The following is an 18617-nucleotide window of genomic DNA, read 5'->3' on the forward strand; positions in this document are numbered from 1 at the left end:
GCCTATCCGGCATCCCGGTTTGTCAGCGCGATATGACAGCAGCCGGAGCCATGGTCCGGAGTCCAGGTGACATTGTCGAAACGCACGCCGGTCGCCTCGAACAGGCCGCGGTCGAAGGCGCCGGCAATGCGGCAGAGCGTGGCGAGTTTTTCGTCCCCAACGCCGGCCTCGACCCAGGCATCTTTCAGCGGGCAGCGTTTCACCTTGAAGGCGATGCGGTCGTCGCTGCGTTCGACATCGGTCGGGTACATCAGGCCGCCATCCGGGCTGACCGCCAGGAAGGCCTCGCCGATCGCGCCGGCGTCGTTGGCGCCGAAGCTGGCGAAAGCGACTGCCGCGACTTCCTTGCCGCGCTGTTCGATGGCGCGGATCATGATCGCTTCGGCCTTTTCGGCACCCAGCTCGCCGGTCAGTTCGTCGAGGAACAGGCGGTATAGATCGGCTCGGTTGCGAAAAGCGGAATCGAGTTCGCGCGACAGCTTCTCGGCTCTGGCTTCGGGGTCGGTCATGATGCGTCCTGGGTGGTCCGGTTCAATCTCGGTGCGGCCGCCACCAGCGCCTTGCCGATGGCCGATTGCGGCGCGTCGATGACGGCACAGGCATCGCCACTCTCGGCAATCCGCCCGGCATCGAGAAGGACGACGCGGTGGGCGATCGCCCTGATGACGCCGAGATCATGTGAAATGAAGAGATAGGCGATCCGTTCCTGCCGTTGCAGGTCGAGCAAAAGGTCGAGGATCTGTCCGCGCACGGAAACGTCGAGCGCCGACACCGCCTCGTCGAGCACGATCAGCGACGGCTTCGTCGCGACGGCGCGGGCAATGGCGACGCGCTGCCGCTGGCCACCGGAGATTTCATGGATCGCGCGCGGCGCGAGCTCCGCCGTCAGCCCGACGCGCTCCAGCAAGGCGGCGATGCGGCGCGGGCGCTCGGAGCGGGAGGCGATGCCTTGGATGCGCAAGGGATCGTCGAGCACACGCGCCACCGTGGCGCGCGGGTTGAAGGCGGCCAACGGATCCTGGAACACCATCTGCAGGCGTGCGCGGCGTGCTCGCAGCGCTGCGCCGCGCACGGCCAGGAAATCGTCGCCTTCGAATTCGATGCGTCCGGCGTCCGGCTCGATCAATCGCAGCACCAGCCGCGCGATCGTCGATTTGCCGCTGCCGGAGGGTCCGGCCAGCGCCAGCGTTTCGCCGGGGTCGATGTGAAAAGAGACATCGTCTACGGCAGCGATGGTCTTGTCGCCGCGACGGTAGCGCTTGGTGAGGCTGGACACCGTGAGCAGCCTCATGCGCGGAGCTCGGCCCGGTTCAGCAATGGCTTGGCGTCGAGGCCGATATGGGCGTCGAGCAATGCGCGCGTATAGGGCTGGGTTGGCGCATCGACAATCTGCGCCGTGGTGCCAAACTCGACCAGTTGGCCATGACGGAAAACGGCGATGCGCTCGGCAAGCTCGGCCGCCAGCGCGATGTCGTGGCTGATGAACAGCAGCGTCATGCCGTCCTCGGTCACCAACCGTCGGATCAAGGCGACGATCTCAGCCTGCACGATGGTGTCGAGCGCGCTGGTCGCCTCGTCGGCGATCAGCAATTTCGGACCGGCCGCAATGGCTGCGGCGATCGCCACACGCTGCCTCTGGCCGCCGGAGAGCTGATGCGGGAAGGCGCGCAAGGCTGAGTCCGGGTCCGGCAGGCGGACGCGCTCGAGCAGGCTTTTGGCCCTGGCATAGGACTGGGACCAGGTGAGGCCGAGATGCGTGCGCGCGACTTCGGCGATTTGCTTGCCGATGGTCATCACCGGATCGAGGCTGGCGGACGGATCCTGAAAGACGAAGCCGATATTACGGCCGAGGAGGGGCACTCCATCGCGAAGATGAAAAGGTTGGCGCTCTACGGCGCCCAACCTTGGCGGCGGACGTAAGAACCAGTCTATCCGCCCATCGATCCTCGAAGAAGCCGGCAACAACCCCGCAATCGCCAACGCCAGAGTGCTCTTGCCCGAGCCGCTTTCCCCTATGACGGCCAGACGCTCGCCAGCCACTATGTCGAGGTTGATACCCTTCAGCGCCGCCAACTCGCTGCCGTCGCGGCGGTAGGTCACCGTCAGGTAGCGGATCGTAGCGAGCGCGGTCACGACAGGCCTCTCCTGACCGCCGTCGTCTCGACGATGCCTTCACCGGCGAGATAGACGCCGAGCACGGTCAGCACCAGCGCGATGCCCGGGACGATCGACAGGAAGGGTGCGGTGCGCAGGACAGCGCGGCCTTCTGATATCATGCCGCCCCAGGTGACCCGGTTGGGATCTCCCAGGCCGAGGAAAGACAACGCCGCTTCGGTGAGGATCGCGGCGGCGACGATCACCGACGACATCGCCAGCACCGGCGGCAAGGCATTGGGCAGCACCTCGCGAAAGGCGATCGCCAGCGGGTGCATGCCGATGACCCTGGCTCCGGCCACATAATCGCGTTCGCGAATGGAGAGGACTTCCGCGCGGGCAACCCGAGCAGGCCCCGTCCAGGTGCCGAGCGCGATGGCAATCACGACGATGCCGAGCGACGGTCCGACGACGCTGACGAAAGCCAGCGCCAGCAGGAAGCTCGGCACGGTCTGGAAGGCGTCGGTGATGCGCATCAGCACCTCGTCGACGAAGCCGCCGGCAAAGCCGGCCAATGTGCCGACCACGGCGCCGACGACAAGCGCCGCCGCCGCCGCGGCGGCGAGCCCGACGGCCAGCGATGTGCGGGCGCCATGAAAAAGCTCGGCCAGCACGTTGCGGCCAAGCCGGTCGGTGCCGAGCGGCAGCGACCAGTCCTGGAACGGCGGCAGCAGTGCCGGCCCGGCGATGGCTTGCGGATCGCCGGGGAACAGCAGCGTCGCCGACAGCGCCATGGCGATCAGCGCCGCCAGGAGGATGGCGCCGGCGACCGCCTCGGGCGTGCGCAGAAAGCGTGGGCTCATGCGCCGGCCTCGCCAGCGCCGACGCGCGGATCGAGGAAGGCATAGGCGATGTCGACGGCAAGATTGATGACAATGACCAGCACGGCGCTGGTGAGAATAATCCCGAGCAGCAACGGGGTGTCCCGCGCGGCCACCGCTTCCTGCGCCAGCCGGCCGAGGCCGGGCACGGAAAAGACGCTCTCGATGACGACGCTGCCGCCGAGCATCTGCGCCGACTGCAGCCCACGCATGGTGACCAGTGGCAGCAGTGCGTTGCGGGCGACATGGGCGAGCACGATGCGGCGGCGTGACAATCCCCTGGCGCGGGCGGCCAGCACGAAATCCAAGCGCCAGACCTCGGCCATGCCGGCGCGCATCATGCGCAGATAGAGCGCCAGATAGATGAAGCCGAGGGCCGAAACAGGCAGGACGAGATGGACGGCGATGTCGGCTGCGCGATCAAGGCCGCTCTTGTCGGATGCCAGAGACTCAATGCCGCCGATCGGCAGCCAGCGCAGGTCGACGGCAAAGACGACGATCAGCACCAGTCCGAGCCAGAAACCCGGCACGGCATAGAGCGCCAGCGAGCCGATCGACAGGAAGCGGTCGCGGAAACTGCCTGGCCGCGCGCCGGCATAGATGCCGAGTGCCGAGCCAAGCCCGAAGGAGAGCGCGGTGGCGCTGACCATCAACAGCAGCGTGTTGGGCAGGCGTTCGAGGATGACGTCGCGGATCGGTCGGGAGAAGGTCACCGACTGGCCGAGATCGAGATGCAGCAGCGCCCAGAGATAGTTGGCCAGTCGCGTCAGCTCCGACTGGTCGAGGCCCCAGCGATGGCGCAACAGCTCGATCATGCCAGCGTCGCCGCCGGTCGAGACGATATAGGCGTCGACCGCATCGCCGGGGGCGGCTTCGAGCAGCAGGAAGGTGCCGACGACGACGATCAGCAGCACGAAGATGCTGCCGACGAGGCGACGGCGGAGCAGGGTGAGGGCGCGCGTCATGGCCGCTTTACCCTCCCCCTTTGTGGGGAGGGTCGATCCGCGAAGCGGAGCGGGGTGGGGGTCTTCAGGTTCGCGCGAGTACCCCCACCCCGCCGACCGCTTGCCGCTGCGCGGCAACCACTCGTCGACCCTCCCCACAAGGGGGAGGGTGAGGCTGGAGATGTCCGGCAGGACAGAGGGGGGCGCGAAGGAACTCTCACTATCGAACCTGAGCACCCGAACAGACGATCTGCAAGTCGGAAGGGCTCAACCTGCCAAATACGTGTCCGCCCAGTTCGACACCGCCCAGCGCGGGTTGTTGGCGATGTTGCCGACCGTGTCGCGGGCGACGCTGATAAAACTCCATTCGGCGACGTTGATCAGCGGCAGGTCGGCGGCTACCTCCTTCTGGAACTCCTTGTAGAGGTCAGTGCGGGCAGTGGTGTCGAGCGTCTCCGATGCCTTGGCGATGAGCGCATCGAGTGCGTCGTTCTTGTAGCCGCCCTGGTTGGAGAACGGCACGCCGTCCGGAATGCCACTCTGCACCAGGATGGTGGTCGAGATCGCCGGATCGCCGCGAAACACCGGCGGGCCGACGGCGAGGTCGAAGGCGTGGTCGGTGTAGACCGCCTTGATGTGCGCGGCCGAGTCGTTGTTGACCAGCCGGGCGTCGATGCCGATGGCGGCGAGCGCCTGGCGCAGATAGTCGCCGAACTGCTTGGTCTCGTTGAAGTAGGGCGCAGGCAGCAGCTTGAGCGAGAAGCGGTTGCCGTCGGCGCCTTTCTTGTAGCCGGCCTCGTCGAGCAGCGCGTTGGCCTTGGCGACGTCGAAGGCATAGGTCGGCACGTCGGCGGTGTAGAATTGCGGATCGTTCTTCGGCACCGGACCGGTGGCTGTCGCGGCATAGCCGAGGAACACCGTCTTGACGACGAAATCCTTGTCGATGGCGTGTGCGATCGCCTGCCGCACCTTCACGTCGGCCAGTTCCTTGCGGCGATGGTTGATCTCGACGACGAGCTGATAGGTCAGCCCTTCATAGCCCTTGGAGATCACCTTCAGGCCCGGCACCTTGGAGATGCGGTCGAGGTCGGCCAGCGGCACGGCGGAGAAGGCCGCCAGCTGGATCTCTTCGGCCTCCAGCGCGCTTGCCGCGGACGTGCGATCCGGCAGCACCTGATAGATGATTTCGTCGAGATAGGGCTCGTCCTTGCCCCAGTAATCCGTGTTCTTCGTCAGCCGGTAATATTGCCCGGCCTTGTACTCGCCGAATTTGAACGGCCCCGTGCCGATGGGCGCGTTGTTGGCCGGGTTGTCCTCGATCTTGCCCACCTCGTAGATGTGCTTCGGCACCACGCTGCTCAGCGCCGGCAGCGCGTTGCGGATCAGCTGGAATGGGGTCGGCTTGGCGAATTTGAACACGGCGGTGAGATCGTCAGGCGTGTCGACGCTGGCCAGATCCTTGAACACGGTGCGGCCGAGATTCTGCAGCGGCTTCCAGATCTGCAGCGCCGAGAAGGCGACGTCGGCCGAGGTGAACGGCTTGCCGTCATGCCATTTGACGCCGTCGCGCAGTTTGAACGTCACGGAGAGCCCGTCGGCGGCCCCCTCCCAGCTCAGCGCCAGCCGTGGCGCGAGCCCGTCCTTGCCGTCGAAGGAGGCTTCGGCCAGCGTTTCAACGATCTTGCTGGAGATGAAAAACACGCCATTGGAGGCGACGATCGCCGGGTTGAGGTTGCGTGGTTCGGAATCGGCGGCCAGCACCAGCCGGCCGCCCTTCTTCGGCGTCTGCGCCCAACCCGATGTCGGCATGGCGGTCGAGGCCAGCAGCATCGCCGAGCCGGCAAGCATCGTGCGTCTGGAAATCGTGAAACCTGACATGATCGAACTCCGTCCTCTCCGCGACCCGGTCGGGTGCGCTACCCCTCAGACGCCGGCAAGCCCGCCGGCATCTTGCGGTGGCGATTATGAGCCTTGCCGAGGGTTTCGCCAGAGACGGAATTGGCGCATCCTCGCTTGGCTTTGAAATTTTCGTCCGCTGGACCAGTTTGGAGGAAGCGGGTCAATTCGATCAATCTGGTAGGACCAGATTGATCTGATATGCGACGGATGACGATATGGTGACGTCGAACGGTGCTGTTTTTCCCATTTCTGGCTGGACCAGAGCGGGCAAAATGGTGCAGATTTGAGCCATAGCCAAGGGATCGGGAGCAGAACAGCCGGCGATCCCAGGCAATTCAGGGAGAGAGAGATGAACATTGCTCCGGGCAAGAATGCCGTCGGCAATATCCCGTTCGACCAGGCAAGGGTCGACCGGCTGATGGAGGAGGCCGGCATCGATGTGCTGCTCGCCACCTCCAAGCACAACACGCAGTATCTGCTGGGCGGCTACAAGTTCATCTTCTTTGCCGCCATGGATGCGATCGGCCATAGCCGTTATTTGCCGATCGTCGTGTACGAAAAGGGTGGGCCGGACCATGCCGCCTATATCGGCAACCGCATGGAGGGCGGTGAGCATCAGAACAACCCGTTCTGGACGCCGACGCTGCACGCCGCCTGCTGGGGCACGCTCGATGCCGCCAATCTCGCCGTCGAGCACCTGCAGAAGATCGGCAAGGGCAATGCCCGCATCGGCATCGAGCCCGGCTTCCTGCCTTCGGATGCCTATACGCTGATCCGCAAGGCATTGCCGGATGCCAGACTGATCGATGCGACCGACATGCTGGAGCGCATGCGCGCCATCAAGACCGATGCCGAGCTGGAGAAGCTGCGCACGGCTTCCGAACTGATCACCGATTCCATGCTGGCAACCATTGCCTGGGCGCACGAAGGCACGACCAAGAGCGAGATCATCGAACAGCTGCGGCGCGAGGAAACCAATCGCGGCATCCATTTTGAATATTGTCTGCTGACGCTGGGCTCCAGCCACAACCGCGCCGCCTCACCACAGGCGTGGAAGAAGGGCGAGGTTCTGTCGATCGATTCCGGCGGCAATTATCACGGCTATATCGGCGACCTCTGCCGCATGGGCATTCTGGGCGAACCGGACGCCGAGCTCGAGGATTTGCTGGCCGAGGTCGAGACGGTGCAGCAGGCGGCCTTCTCAAAGGTCAGGGCGGGCACGCTGGGTGGCGACATGATTTCGCACGCCGAGGGCGTGCTGAAGGCCTCGAAGGTCGCGGCCTACACGGATTTTTTCGCCCACGGCATGGGGCTGATCACGCATGAAGCGCCGTTCCTGATGACCAACCACCCGGTGACCTATGAGGGCACCTATGCGGCAAAGCCGCTGGAGAAGAACATGGTGCTGTCGGTGGAGACAACCATGCTCCACCCGACGCGCGGTTTCATCAAGCTGGAGGACACGCTTGCGGTGACCGAGAGCGGCTATGTGATGTTCGGTGATCGGGGCAGGGGCTGGAACAGGGGTGGGATTTCATAGGACCCAAGGCTGGCGCCGCCCCTCATCCGCCTGCCGGCACCTTCTCCCCGTATAGTGACGGGGAGAAGAGGGCAGCCGCGCCCTCGGCACCTATTTTGCGGCGTTGAAAATTGGCGAAAGCGCCGATGACTGCGTCTTTCTCCCCGTCACTATACGGGGAGAAATGTCCGGCAGGACAATGAGGGGCGGCGCCACCCTATAATAAGTTCATCACTGCCCCGCCGGGATCAGCCTGAAATCCGGCAATTCTCGCAAGACCAGTTCAGGTCCTGCCGGCGAATAGACGACGAAAAGCTGCATCGGCCCGTCACCGGTGTTGAGCGTCGAGTGAAAGCGGCTTTCCGGCACATAGATGGTGCAGCCGGGGCCGACCTTCTCGACCACCGGATTGCCCTTCTCGTCCTCGACCATCTGTTCGCCATGACCTGAGATGACGAAGATGATTTCTTCCGCACCCGGATGGTTGTGGCGCGTGTGACCCTTGCCCGACGGTAGGTCGACGACGCCGCCGGAAAAGCGCGTCGCGCCATTCACCTCGGGCGCCACCGTCAGCGCCAATTTTCCCCAGTCGAAACCGAAGGCGCTGACGTCCTTTGGGTACACGAACATTTTGCTCTTGTCGGTCATCTCTCATCATCCCTTCGTTTTCTTCGTGGTCTTTTCGCCGCCAAGCGTCACCGCCTTGAAATCGGCGGTCTGCTTGGCGATCGCCGCCTCGGCCGGCAGCCGTTCCATCGAGCTGGCGCCATAGAAGCCGTGCAGGCCCTTGGCATGGGAGAGAATGTAGCGGGCATCGTCCGGCATCGAGATCGGCCCGCCATGGCAAAGCAGGATGACGTCCTTGCGCACCGAGCGCGCCGCATTGGCAATGGCATCGATCTCGACGACGCAGTCGTCGAGCGACTTGGCCGAGGTGGCGCCGATCGAGCCGCCTGTCGTCACGCCCATATGGGCGACGACGATGTCGGCGCCGGCCTTGGTCATGGCGCGGGCCTCATCCGGGTTGAAGACATAGGGTGTGGTCAGAAGGTCTAGCTTGTGCGCCTCGGCGATCATGTCGACCTCGAGCCCGAAGCCCATGCCGGTCTCCTCGAAACTCTGCCGCATGCTGCCGTCGAACAGGCCGATGGTGGGAAAGTTCTGCACGCCGGAAAAGCCCATTGTCTTCAGCTCTGCCAGCAGCAGCGGCATGATGACGAAGGGATCGGTGCCGTTGACGCCGGCCAGCACCGGCGTCTTCTTGACCACCGGCAGCACCTCGTAGGCCATCTCCTTGACGATCTCGTTGGCATTGCCATAGGCGAGCAGGCCGGCGGCCGAGCCGCGCCCGGCCATGCGGTAGCGGCCGGAATTGTAGATGATGATGAGGTCGATGCCGCCGGCCTCTTCGGCCTTGGCCGACAGGCCGGTGCCGGCGCCGCCGCCGACGATCGGCACACCCTTGTCGATCATTCCCCTGAATTTCTTCAATATGTCCATGCGCGGTATGGCGGGCATTTTTTGGATCTCTCACTGTCTGGCGATGTCGAGGAAGGCCGCTGTTGCAGCCTTGGCGAATTCCGGGTCGTTGATGTGCAGCGGAAGGCGCGTTACGCGACGCTTGCCGTTCGGCTTGATCGTACGCTCGATGGCTTCGAAGAGAACAGCGTCGGCTTCGGGGTCGAAGAAGGCGCCGCCCTCGATGTCGAGCGCAGAGACGCCCTTTTCCGGGATGAGAAAATGCACTGGCCCCTCGCAGCGGGCGAGCCTGGTGCCGATCCACTCGCCGATCGCACAGCATTCCTGCGCCGTGGTGCGCATCAGCGTGACGTTGGGATTGTGCTCGTAGAACAGCCGGCCGCGATGGTGTTCCGGGATGGTCGAAGGCGCCCAGAAATTCACCATGTCGAGCGCGCCGACGGAACCGACATAGGGCAGCCTGGTGCGAGCGATCGCGCCGAAACGGTCTTCCGTCGCCGGCAGCACGCCGCCGAACAGCAGGTCGCAAACTTCGGTCGTGGTCATGTCGATGATCCCGGACAGCAGGCCGCTGTCGGCCAGCTTCTCCATGCTGCGGCCGCCAGTGCCGGTGGCGTGGAAGACCATGCAGTCATAGGTCGAACGGAGCTGGTCGGCGATGGCGGTCACGCAAGGCGTGGTGACGCCGAACATAGTGAGCCCGATCGAAGGTTTGCCGTCGGGTGGCGGCGCCGGTCTTGCCGCCATGCCAGAAATCGCCTGGGCGGCATTGTGCAACACGACGCGGGAAAGCCGGTTCAGCCCGGCCATGTCGGTTACCGATGGCATCATGATGATGTCGGAGATATCGACGTAGGGAGCGGTGTCGCCGGAGGCGAGCGTCGAGACCATGATCTTGGGCAGGCCGAGCGATAGCGTGCGCATGCCCGATGTGATGATCGATGTGCCGCCGCCGCCGCCAATGCCGATCATCCCGCCGATATCATTGCGCGATTGAACGAACCGGGCGAAGGCGACGCCCATTGCGGCAACCGCGGTGCCGCGGTCGTCGATATCAAGCACGGCGCCGCGGCCGTCGGGGTGATGGCCGGCAATTTCCTTTGCGGTTATGTCGGCGGGAATGGTTGCGTCGCGCGTTCCGACATCGACGCGGCACACCGCTGCGCCCGCAGCAGTGATCGCATCGGCCAGGAAGGCAAGCTCCTCGCCCTTGGTGTCGGCAGTGCCCACCACATAGATGCGCTTCATCGCGTTTCCCTGCCGGCTGTTTGCCCGGCCGTTCGGCAAGCGAAGGCCATTGCAATTTTTTGAGACGCGCGTATCGTATTGATATGGATGTCTCACGTCAACAATCCACGACAGGCGACGACGCTGAACGGGAAAGTGGCCCGGTGTTGGAACGTGGGCCGCGCGCGCGTACGAAACGGCTGATGCTGGAGACGGCAACGCGGCTGATGCAGGCGGGTGTCACGCCGTCGGTCAGCGAGGTCGCCGAGGCGGCCGAGGTTTCCCGTGCCACCGCCTATCGTTATTTCCCGAGCCAGGCGGCACTCGTGCAAGCGGTGGTCAACGAGGGGCTGGGGCCAATCCTCACCTGGCAATCGACCTCCGCCGATGCCGAGCGCCGGGTCGCAGAACTGTTCGACACGGCCATGCCGCGCATCGAAGCCTTCGAAGCCACGTTCAAGGCAGCGCTGAAGCTGTCGCTCGATCAATGGGCGCGGCGTCAGGCCGGCACGCTGGGTGGTGAGCCGGCTTTCACGCGCGGTCACCGCATCGACTTGCTGAAAGAGGCGATCGCGCCCCTCAAGGGCCGTTTGCCGCCGCGCGACTTCAAGCGCCTGGCGCAGGCACTGTCGCTGATGTTCGGCGTCGAGGTGCTGATCGTGCTCAAGGATATATGGGGGGCTGGACAGTCGCCGGACGATGTCGGTCGCGCAATGGGCGGCCGGGGCGCTGGTGCGTGCGGCGGTCGCGGAATCGATCGGCGGCGGTGACAGCATCGATCCGGCGCCGGTCACGAAATAGCCCTATCTGGTTCGACCAGATTTGCATGCCGACTACCGATCTTAACCGCAGTGCGGGGTAGCGGACAACACCCGTGCGTATCACTGAGTAGGAAAATCTTGGTAAAACAGGCAGATAAAGCCGAAATCCGATAGCAATGGGCAAGTCGAGCTGCCAAGAAAGGGCTTGACGCGCATGCAGAATTGGTAATACCAGATCAGAGAAGAAAAGCGGATCGAAAGTGAGGGCTGCGATCCATTTTCCGGCAGGGCGAGGAGGCTCGAAACCGGAAAGGTGCGATCACGGGAGGAACTACCAGGGCCGGCCCCGTTGCCGGCTCGCATGACAAGGTAGAATGCGCACAAGGGAGGAAATCATTATGCGCAAGTTAGTGACCAGCGTACTTGCTGGTATCGGCTTAACGCTTGCCTGCGGAACGTCCGTTTACGCGCAGGAAAAGTCACTCACCATCTTCTGGGCGGAATGGGATCCGGCCAACTATCTGCAGGAACTCGGCAACGAGTACGAGAAGGAAACCGGCGTCAAGATCACGGTGGAAACCACGCCGTGGTCCGACTTCCAGACCAAGGCCTTCACCGAGTTCAACGCTCATGGCGATGCCTATGATATGGTCGTCGGCGACTCGCAATGGCTCGGCGCCGGCTCGACCGGCGGCCACTATGTCGACCTCACCGACTTCTTCAACAAGCATAAGCTCGGCGAGGTGATGGCGCCGGCGACGGTGAAGTACTACGCCGAATATCCGGGCGGCAGCAGCAAGTACTGGGCCATCCCGCTTGAAGGCGACGCCGTCGGCTGGTCCTATCGCAAGGACTGGTTCGAGGATCCCAAGGAAAAGGAAGCGTTCAAGGCCAAGTACGGCTACGACCTCGACGTGCCGAAGGATTTCAAGGCGCTGCGCGACATCGCCGAATTCTTCTACCGGCCGGATCAGAAGCGCTACGGCATCGCCATCTACACCGACAATTCCTATGATGCGATGGCGATGGGCTTCGAGAACGCGCTGTTCTCCTATGGCGGCGAACTTGGTGATTACTCGACTTACAAAGTCGATGGCTTCATCAACTCCGACAAGGCGGTCGCGGCACTCGACGCCTACAAGGAGCTCTACAAGTTCACGCCTCCAGGCTGGGCCAAGTCGTTCTTCGTCGAAGACAACCAGGCGATCACCGAAAACCTGGCCGCGATGAGCATGAACTACTTCGCGTTCTTCCCCTCGTTGATCAACGAGGCGTCGAATCCGAATGCCAAGAATACCGGCTTCTTCGCCAATCCTCCCGGCCCGGACGGCGATCAGTTCGCCGCGCTCGGCGGGCAAGGCATCTCCATCGTTTCCTACTCGCAGAAGCAGGAAGAGGCGACGAAGTTCCTGGAATGGTTCATCAAGGACGAGACCCAGAAGAAGTGGGCGGCGCTTGGCGGCTACACCTGCAGTGCGGCCGTGCTGAAGTCGCCTGAATTCCAGAACGCCACGCCCTACAACAAGGCCTTCTACGAGACCATGTTCAAGGTGAAGGATTTCTGGGCGGTGCCGGAATATGCCGAACTGCTGCAGCAGCTCAACCAGCGCGTCTATCCCTACATGATCGGCGGCGAAGGCACCGCCAAGGAAACGCTGGACGCACTCGCAGCCGACTGGAACGCGACCTTCAAGAAGTACGGCCGCGGTCAATAATATCGTGTCTCACGGAGGGGGCGTTGGTGCCTCCTCCGTTTCTTTTTCTGCAAACGGGAGCAGGGTCTTGGCGACCACGATGATCACCACACTGGACAGGTCTTCAAGAGCGGCCGCACGCGGCCTCAGCGACATCTCGATCCGCAACCTTTTCATCATTCCGACGGTCCTGTTCCTGATCGTCTTCAACATCTTTCCGCTGATCTATTCGCTCGGCTATTCCTTCACCGATTTTCGAGCGTCGACCAACGCGCCGGCGAATTTCGTCGGGCTGCAGAACTATCGCGACCTGCTCAACGACCCGTTCGTGTGGAACAATTTCGCCATCACCGCCAAATACGTCATCGTCTCGGTCGCCGGCCAGTTGTTCGTCGGCTTCGGTGTGGCGATGCTGCTCAACCGTGACATTCCCTTGAAGGGATTGCTGACGACGCTGCTTTTGCTGCCGATGATGCTCTCGATGGCCGTTGTCGGCCTGTTTTGGAAACTGCTCTACGACCCGTCATGGGGGGTCATCAATTATTTCCTCGGGCTTGGCAATTTCGAGTGGCTCGCGGACCCCAAGATGGCGCTCTACGCGGTCGCGCTCACCGACATCTGGATGTGGTCGCCCTTCGTCATGTTGCTGTCGCTGGCCGGCCTCTCGGCGGTGCCCAAGCATCTCTACGAAGCCGCCGCGATCGATCGGGCCGGGCCGTTCTACACCTTCTTCCGCATCACGCTGCCACTGGTGGCGCCGATCCTGATGATCGCCGTCATCTTCCGTACCATGGAAGCGTTCAAGACGTTCGATCTTGCCTACATCCTGACCAGCCAGCCGACAGCCGAGCTGATCTCGATCCGGCTCTACAAGATGGCGTTCCAGGAATGGCAGACCGGGCGCTCCTGCGCGCTCGCCTACATCGTGCTGATCATGGTGCTGGCCATCACCAACATCTACGTCAAATACCTCAACAAGGTGAAGGAGCGCTGAGATGGCCGCCGTCCGCACTTCTTCCGAAATCGGTCTCAATCGCGTCGCCATCGTCGCGGTGCTGGTGGTGACGATCATCTTCCTGGCGCCGATCTACTGGATCGCATCGACGGCGTTCAAGCCGCGCAATCTCGCCACCACCATCCCGCCAACGGTCGTCTTCCAGCCGGAAATATCGCCATTCGTGAAGCTGTTCACCAAGCGCTCGCAAATGCGCAGCCCGCCGACACCGGAAGAGTATGCCGCCGCCCCGTGGTGGGAGCGCGTCGTCTTCGACGGCGGCGAGAAGATCGTGCGCGACGGCAAGGGCCAGGTGCAGTGGTCGGGATATCCAAGCCGCTTCCTGAACTCGCTGATCATCGCCATCACCTCGACGGTGCTGGCGGTCGGCATGGGAACGTTCACCGCCTATGGCTTTTCGCGCTTCAAGGTGAAGGGGGAGGCGGACCTGCTCTTCTTCATCCTGTCGACACGCATGCTGCCGCCGGTCGTGGTGGCGATCCCGATGTTCCTGATGTACCGGGCGGTCGGCCTCAACGATTCCCATATCGGCCTGATCATCCTCTACACAGCCTTCAACCTGTCCTTCTCGGTGTGGCTGATGAAGGGCTTCATGGACGAGATCCCGAAGGAGTATGAAGAGGCGGCCCTGGTCGACGGCTATACGCGCATGGAGGCCTTCTTCAAGATCGTGCTGCCCGAGGCCGCCACCGGCATCGCCGCCACCGCCGTGTTCTGCTTCATCACGGCGTGGAACGAATATGCCTTCGCGCTGATCATGACCAACCGCCGCGCCCAGACGGCGCCGCCGTTCATCCCCAGCCAGGTCGGCTCCGGCCTGCCGGACTGGACAGTGATTGCCGCCGGAACCTTCCTGTTCCTGCTACCGGTCGCGATCTTCACCTTCCTGCTTCGCAATCATCTGTTGCGCGGCATGTCCTTCGGAGCAATCCGCAAATGAGCTTTCGCGCCATCAACCAGAAATATCTGGAGCCCGGTTCGCAGGTGCTGATGGTGCTCGGCATCATCGCGCTCTGCCAGCCCTGGAACCTGCTGTTGCACACCTACGGCCTGACCATCACCCTGATCGGCTTGATCGGCTTCAACATCACCTCGAAGATTGCGCCTGAGGAGAAGGCCGGCACCGGCCAGGTGCGAAATCCGGGAGCACAGCATTGACCCAGATCGAGCTTCGCGGCGTCCAGAAATTCTTCGGCGCCGTCCAGGTCATCAAGGACCTCAACCTGAAGATCAGCGACAACGAGTTCATCGTCCTGCTCGGCCAGTCGGGCTGCGGCAAGACGACGACGCTGCGCGCCATCGCCGGACTGGAGACGATCGACGAGGGCGACATCCTCATCGACGGCAAACCGATCCAGCATCTGAAGGCCGCCGACCGCGACATCGCCATGGTCTTCCAGTCGTTCTCGCTCTATCCGCATATGAGCGTCTACGAGAACATCGCCTTCCCCTTGCGCGCCACACGCAAGAGCAAGGCCGAGATCGAACAGGAAGTGCGCTCGGTCGCCAAGACGCTGCAGATCACCGAATTGCTCGACAAGAAGCCGTCGGCGCTTTCAGGCGGCGACATGCAGCGCGTGGCCATCGGCCGGGCGCTGGTGCGGCGGCCGAAGGCGATGCTGATGGACGAACCGATCGGCGCGCTCGATGCCAAGCTGCGCGAGGAGATGCGGGCCGAGATCAAGCGGCTGCACATCAAGCAGGGCTCGACCACCATCTATGTCACGCACGACCAGATCGAGGCGATGAGCCTCGCCGACCGCATCGTCATCATGCATGAAGGCGTGCTGCAGCAGGTCGGTTCGCCGGACGAGGTCTATTCGCGTCCGGCAAACCTGTTCGTGGCGCAATTCGTCGGCAGCCCGGTGATGAATGTCGCCGATGCGGCGGTCGCCGAGACAGCGTCCTCGGTCTCGGTGACGGTCGGCGGCGCTGCCGCCGGCTTCGAGTTCCCGCGGGCGCTGCTATCAAAACTCAACGGTCATGCCGGCGGCCAGCTGGCGCTCGGCATCCGGCCGGAAGGCGTCCTCATCCGCCACGATGCGGCCGACGGGTTCCTGCCGGTCGAGACGCAGATCGTCGAACCGCTCGGCTCCTTCGATATCGTCGACCTCAAGGTCGGCTCCAAGATGCTGCGGGCACGCACCAAGAGCGGCTTCGTCGGCGGTCCCGGCGAGAAGGTGTTCGCCAGGATCGATCCGGCCCAGGCGCATTTCTTCGACACGGCAAGCGGCAAGTCGCTGGAAGTGAGATTGTGATGGCCAAAGGGCACGAAAGGCCAACGATTTGGCCTTTCGAACAATCGAACGCCCGCAGCCATAGCGGAGGGCAGACGCCCTCGAAAAAGAAATTGAGACGGTAGACATGGCCCATATCCAGCTCAAGAACATCTCGAAGACCTTCGGCAACCACACCGCCTTGACCGGGCTCGATCTCGACATCGCCGACGGCGAATTCTTCGTGCTGCTGGGCGAGACGGGCGCCGGCAAGACGACGACGCTGCGGCTGATCGCCGGGCTGGAGAAGCCCAGCGAAGGCCAGGTCTTCATCGACGGCGTCGACGTTGCCGACTGGGGTGCGGCCGAGCGCGACGTGGCGCTGGTGCTGCAGCAATACTCGCTCTATCCGCGCTATACGGTGCGCGAAAATCTCGAATTCCCGCTGAAGCCGAAGATCCGCCGGCTGCCCGACGCCGAGATCAAGGATCGCGTCGACCGCGCCGCCCGCACGCTGCGGATCGAGCATCTGCTCGACCGCAAGACCGACAAGCTGTCGGGCGGCGAGATGCAGCGCGTCTCCATCGGCCGCGCCATCGTACGCAAGCCGCGCGTGTTCCTGATGGACGAGCCGCTGTCGGCGCTCGACGCCAAACTGCGCGAGGCCCTGCGCACGGAACTGAAGAACCTGCAGATACAGCTCGGCGCCACTTTCCTGTTCGTCACCCACGATCAGATCGAAGCGATGTCGATGGGCGACAAGGTCGGCGTGCTCAACCATGGCCGCATCGTCCAGACCGGCACGCCGCACGAGATCTACAACAACCCGCGCGACACCTATGTGGCGAGCTTCGTCGGCTCGCCGCCGATGAACCTCATCGACGGCAAGCTTGTGAATGGCCGCGCGGTGATGGCGCCGTTGAATTTCGAACTGCCATTTTCGGGGGTGCGAAGGCGAGTGCGGCGATCGATGGTCGCCCGCTCGTCTTCGGCATTCGTCCCGAGGATGTCTATCTCGAGAGCGGCGCGCCGGTGGAGGCACGCGTCCACGATGTCGAGAACCATGGCGTCGAAAAGATCCTGACGCTGCGTGTCGGCGACGCGACGCTGCGTGCCACCGTGCCAGCCAGGACCGATGTCGCCATCGAGCAGGCGGTGCGCTTTGCCTGGAATCCGGACAAGGTGGTGCTGTTCGACAAGGGCAGCGGGATTAGCCTTCGCCACGCCAGCTGAGTTATCGGCTTTCATGCACGCCCATGCCGCCGGCCAGCCAACGGGCAGAGCTCGCTGCCTCTGTGGATCCGGCTATTTCTGAAAGTAGGTTTCGTAGGGCGTGTCGTTGATCAGCAGGATCACGCATTCCGTGTCGGAGACGCAGGCGTCGTCATGCATCTCATTGGCCTTCTGGGTCCAGTAGGATCCCGGAGGCAGCTCGACCTTGGTCGCCTCGCCGCCATCCATCTGCCAGTGCGCCCACAGCCCCTTTATGACCACCGCGCGATAGTCCGCGGTGTGCGCATGGACTGGTGCACGCCAGTTGCCGGGAACCTTCAGCAACGTGCCTGCCGGACCCTTGGCCCGTTCGCCCCATAACGGGCCGAGGCGATGCGGCTGGTCGGGGACTTCCGCGACATAGGGAACCTTGTCGGCCGGCAGGTAGCTGTCCTCAAGCGCAAGCGCGCGCCCGGGAACCGCAAGCATGACTGTGAATGCGATGACCTTCAGATGTCTTGACATAAGTTCTCCTCTTCGGGCCGGCTTGCCGCCGGCCTCCTACTGCTTGGCCATGGCAAGCTATTGCATGTGGTTGGCTCGGCCATGACATTGCGTCCGGAAGGCTTGGCAATTCATCCAGATCCGGCAATCCACGGCAGCCGGGGGCGGGATGGCCTCAGCGGTCTTCGGAGGTGCCGTCGACGGCGTGCAGATGGCTGGGCGCGATGCCGACGATGCGCTTGAACGCCCGGCTGAACGACGCTTCGGAATCGTAGCCCAGCCTCGCGGCGACTGTGGAAACCCGCATCCGATCGCCGATCAGCCACTGCCGTGCCTGATGCATGCGTACCCGGGCGACATATCTTGCCGGCGTCTCACCGACGACGGCCGCGAAGCGTTCGGCGAAGGCCGAACGCGAGGCGCCCATTTCGCGGGCGAGCGCTTCGACGGTCCAGTTCCTGTCGGGCTGCAGATGAATGGCCGCCAGCACACGGCCGATGTCGCGATCCTTGATCGCCGCGATCCAGCCGCTGGTGTCGCCGCCACTGTTCTCTACCCATGAACGGATGATGCTTGCAGCCAGCACGTCGGCCAGCCGCGCCAACATGCCGCCGGAGCCGGGCCGGTTCATGGTGACTTCACCGGCCATGGCTTCCAGCAGGTGCGGAATGCCGGGCTCGCCCGCCATCAATTCCTTGGCGCGCATCATGTCCGGCATCATGCCCAGCAAGGGGTGCGATCCGTCCAGGTTGAAGTGCATGCTGCCGCAAAACAGCAGGGTTTTCGGGCCTTGGCCTCCGTTCGAGACGCTGAAGACGTTGTCCTGCAAAGGCTCGACACTGTAGCTTTCGATCGGCACGGCATGGATGCCTGGCGCGCTGGCAAGGACATGCTCGGCGCCGCGCGGCAAGAGCAATGCATCGCCGGCCTTCAGTTCAATCCATTCCCCGGATGGCGAAAACAGCCAGCATTCGCGGCGGCCGATGAAGTGAAACCGCGCCGCCTTCTGGGCTGGAAACAACACGGCCCACGGCTCACCAAGTTCGCAGCGGCCGTAGTCGACGCCATCGAGCCGCAATCCGCGCAACATGTCGGTCAGCGGACCGCCTGGGGCCGGCACGACAGTCCTGGATGGGGTGAAAACCATGCCGATTTCTAGCCTGGAATCACCA

The 18617-nt window shown here is 63.4% G+C and carries 17 protein-coding genes and 2 pseudogenes; 8 read left to right on the plus strand and 11 right to left on the minus strand.

The window, feature by feature from the left end:
- Positions 1-2 precede the first annotated feature (2 nt).
- The 6 genes from HB777_00220 to HB777_00245 all read right to left on the minus strand — a co-directional run bounded on the left by HB777_00220 (position 3) and on the right by HB777_00245 (position 5797).
- Entirely contained in the window at positions 3-509 is a 507-nt protein-coding gene (locus HB777_00220) for an L-2-amino-thiazoline-4-carboxylic acid hydrolase (protein QND62480.1), read from the minus strand.
- A complete protein-coding gene (locus tag HB777_00225; protein QND62481.1) occupies positions 506-1291 on the minus strand; it encodes an ABC transporter ATP-binding protein in 786 nt (261 codons plus the stop codon). The genes HB777_00220 and HB777_00225 overlap by 4 nt, the downstream gene beginning before the upstream one ends.
- Positions 1288-2133, minus strand: a complete 846-nt coding sequence (locus tag HB777_00230; protein ID QND62482.1) for an ABC transporter ATP-binding protein — start codon at positions 2131-2133, stop codon at positions 1288-1290. The genes HB777_00225 and HB777_00230 overlap by 4 nt, the downstream gene beginning before the upstream one ends.
- Positions 2130-2957 carry an ABC transporter permease gene (locus HB777_00235; GenBank protein ID QND62483.1) on the minus strand — a complete coding sequence of 276 codons (828 nt, stop codon included), beginning with the start codon at positions 2955-2957 and terminating at the stop codon, positions 2130-2132. Before HB777_00235 ends, HB777_00230 begins: the two co-directional genes overlap by 4 nt.
- Positions 2954-3940, minus strand: coding sequence for an ABC transporter permease (locus HB777_00240; protein QND62484.1), 987 nt, complete (start codon positions 3938-3940; stop codon positions 2954-2956). Before HB777_00240 ends, HB777_00235 begins: the two co-directional genes overlap by 4 nt.
- Before the next feature lie 246 nt (positions 3941-4186).
- Positions 4187-5797 (minus strand): ABC transporter substrate-binding protein, encoded by a 1611-nt coding sequence (locus HB777_00245; protein ID QND62485.1) that lies wholly within the window; start codon positions 5795-5797, stop codon positions 4187-4189.
- A 370-nt stretch (positions 5798-6167) separates the two neighbouring features.
- Between HB777_00245 and HB777_00250 the strand changes: the two genes are divergently transcribed.
- Positions 6168-7358, plus strand: a complete 1191-nt coding sequence (locus HB777_00250; protein QND62486.1) for an aminopeptidase P family protein — start codon at positions 6168-6170, stop codon at positions 7356-7358.
- 210 nt (positions 7359-7568) lie between these two features.
- On the opposite strand, the gene HB777_00255 is transcribed toward HB777_00250, so the two are convergent.
- From HB777_00255 to HB777_00265, 3 genes are read right to left on the minus strand one after another with little or no spacing between them, the layout of a single operon-like run.
- Entirely contained in the window at positions 7569-7985 is a 417-nt protein-coding gene (locus HB777_00255) for a cupin domain-containing protein (protein ID QND62487.1), read from the minus strand.
- A 6-nt stretch (positions 7986-7991) separates the two neighbouring features.
- Positions 7992-8855 (minus strand): phosphoenolpyruvate hydrolase family protein, encoded by an 864-nt coding sequence (locus HB777_00260; protein QND62488.1) that lies wholly within the window; start codon positions 8853-8855, stop codon positions 7992-7994.
- A 12-nt stretch (positions 8856-8867) separates the two neighbouring features.
- On the minus strand, positions 8868-10064 hold the full coding sequence (locus tag HB777_00265) for a UPF0261 family protein (GenBank protein ID QND62489.1): 1197 nt from the start codon (positions 10062-10064) through the stop codon (positions 8868-8870).
- Positions 10065-10147: 83 nt separating this feature from the next.
- Between HB777_00265 and HB777_00270 the strand changes: the two are divergent.
- From HB777_00270 to HB777_00300, 7 genes and pseudogenes are all read left to right on the plus strand, one after another.
- Positions 10148-10844 (plus strand): annotated as a pseudogene (locus tag HB777_00270) (TetR/AcrR family transcriptional regulator).
- Positions 10845-11202: 358 nt separating this feature from the next.
- Positions 11203-12519, plus strand: a complete 1317-nt coding sequence (locus HB777_00275; protein QND62490.1) for a carbohydrate ABC transporter substrate-binding protein — start codon at positions 11203-11205, stop codon at positions 12517-12519.
- A 67-nt stretch (positions 12520-12586) separates the two neighbouring features.
- Positions 12587-13492 (plus strand): sugar ABC transporter permease, encoded by a 906-nt coding sequence (locus HB777_00280; GenBank protein QND62491.1) that lies wholly within the window; start codon positions 12587-12589, stop codon positions 13490-13492.
- Between the two features lies 1 nt (position 13493).
- On the plus strand, positions 13494-14453 hold the full coding sequence (locus HB777_00285; protein QND62492.1) for a carbohydrate ABC transporter permease: 960 nt from the start codon (positions 13494-13496) through the stop codon (positions 14451-14453).
- Entirely contained in the window at positions 14450-14671 is a 222-nt protein-coding gene (locus HB777_00290) for a hypothetical protein (protein ID QND62493.1), read from the plus strand. Before HB777_00285 ends, HB777_00290 begins: the two co-directional genes overlap by 4 nt.
- Positions 14668-15771, plus strand: coding sequence for an ABC transporter ATP-binding protein (locus tag HB777_00295; GenBank protein ID QND62494.1), 1104 nt, complete (start codon positions 14668-14670; stop codon positions 15769-15771). Before HB777_00290 ends, HB777_00295 begins: the two co-directional genes overlap by 4 nt.
- Before the next feature lie 106 nt (positions 15772-15877).
- A pseudogene (locus HB777_00300) lies at positions 15878-16962 on the plus strand (ABC transporter ATP-binding protein).
- 72 nt (positions 16963-17034) lie between these two features.
- On the opposite strand, the gene HB777_00305 reads toward HB777_00300, so the two are convergent.
- Positions 17035-17466 (minus strand): DUF4437 domain-containing protein, encoded by a 432-nt coding sequence (locus tag HB777_00305; GenBank protein ID QND62495.1) that lies wholly within the window; start codon positions 17464-17466, stop codon positions 17035-17037.
- A 154-nt stretch (positions 17467-17620) separates the two neighbouring features.
- Positions 17621-18592: an AraC family transcriptional regulator gene (locus tag HB777_00310; protein ID QND62496.1), complete on the minus strand. Its 972-nt coding sequence runs from the start codon at positions 18590-18592 to the stop codon at positions 17621-17623.
- Positions 18593-18617: the final 25 nt, after the last annotated feature.

The sequence above is a fragment of the Mesorhizobium loti genome, from assembly GCA_014189435.1.
Classification (GTDB): Bacteria; Pseudomonadota; Alphaproteobacteria; order Rhizobiales; family Rhizobiaceae; genus Mesorhizobium; species Mesorhizobium loti_G.

Bases quoted from the DNA above. Each gene is read 5' to 3' on its own strand.
- HB777_00220 (QND62480.1), bottom strand. From the start codon at position 509: ATGACCGACCCCGAAGCCAGAGCCGAGAAGCTGTCGCGCGAACTCGAT.
- HB777_00225 (QND62481.1), bottom strand. From the start codon at position 1,291: ATGAGGCTGCTCACGGTGTCCAGCCTCACCAAGCGCTACCGTCGCGGC.
- HB777_00235 (QND62483.1), bottom strand. From the start codon at position 2,957: ATGAGCCCACGCTTTCTGCGCACGCCCGAGGCGGTCGCCGGCGCCATC.
- HB777_00240 (QND62484.1), bottom strand. From the start codon at position 3,940: ATGACGCGCGCCCTCACCCTGCTCCGCCGTCGCCTCGTCGGCAGCATC.
- HB777_00245 (QND62485.1), bottom strand. From the start codon at position 5,797: ATGTCAGGTTTCACGATTTCCAGACGCACGATGCTTGCCGGCTCGGCG.
- HB777_00250 (QND62486.1), top strand. From the start codon at position 6,168: ATGAACATTGCTCCGGGCAAGAATGCCGTCGGCAATATCCCGTTCGAC.
- HB777_00255 (QND62487.1), bottom strand. From the start codon at position 7,985: ATGACCGACAAGAGCAAAATGTTCGTGTACCCAAAGGACGTCAGCGCC.
- HB777_00260 (QND62488.1), bottom strand. From the start codon at position 8,855: ATGCCCGCCATACCGCGCATGGACATATTGAAGAAATTCAGGGGAATG.
- HB777_00265 (QND62489.1), bottom strand. From the start codon at position 10,064: ATGAAGCGCATCTATGTGGTGGGCACTGCCGACACCAAGGGCGAGGAG.
- HB777_00275 (QND62490.1), top strand. From the start codon at position 11,203: ATGCGCAAGTTAGTGACCAGCGTACTTGCTGGTATCGGCTTAACGCTT.
- HB777_00285 (QND62492.1), top strand. From the start codon at position 13,494: ATGGCCGCCGTCCGCACTTCTTCCGAAATCGGTCTCAATCGCGTCGCC.
- HB777_00290 (QND62493.1), top strand. From the start codon at position 14,450: ATGAGCTTTCGCGCCATCAACCAGAAATATCTGGAGCCCGGTTCGCAG.
- HB777_00305 (QND62495.1), bottom strand. From the start codon at position 17,466: ATGTCAAGACATCTGAAGGTCATCGCATTCACAGTCATGCTTGCGGTT.
- HB777_00310 (QND62496.1), bottom strand. From the start codon at position 18,592: ATGGTTTTCACCCCATCCAGGACTGTCGTGCCGGCCCCAGGCGGTCCG.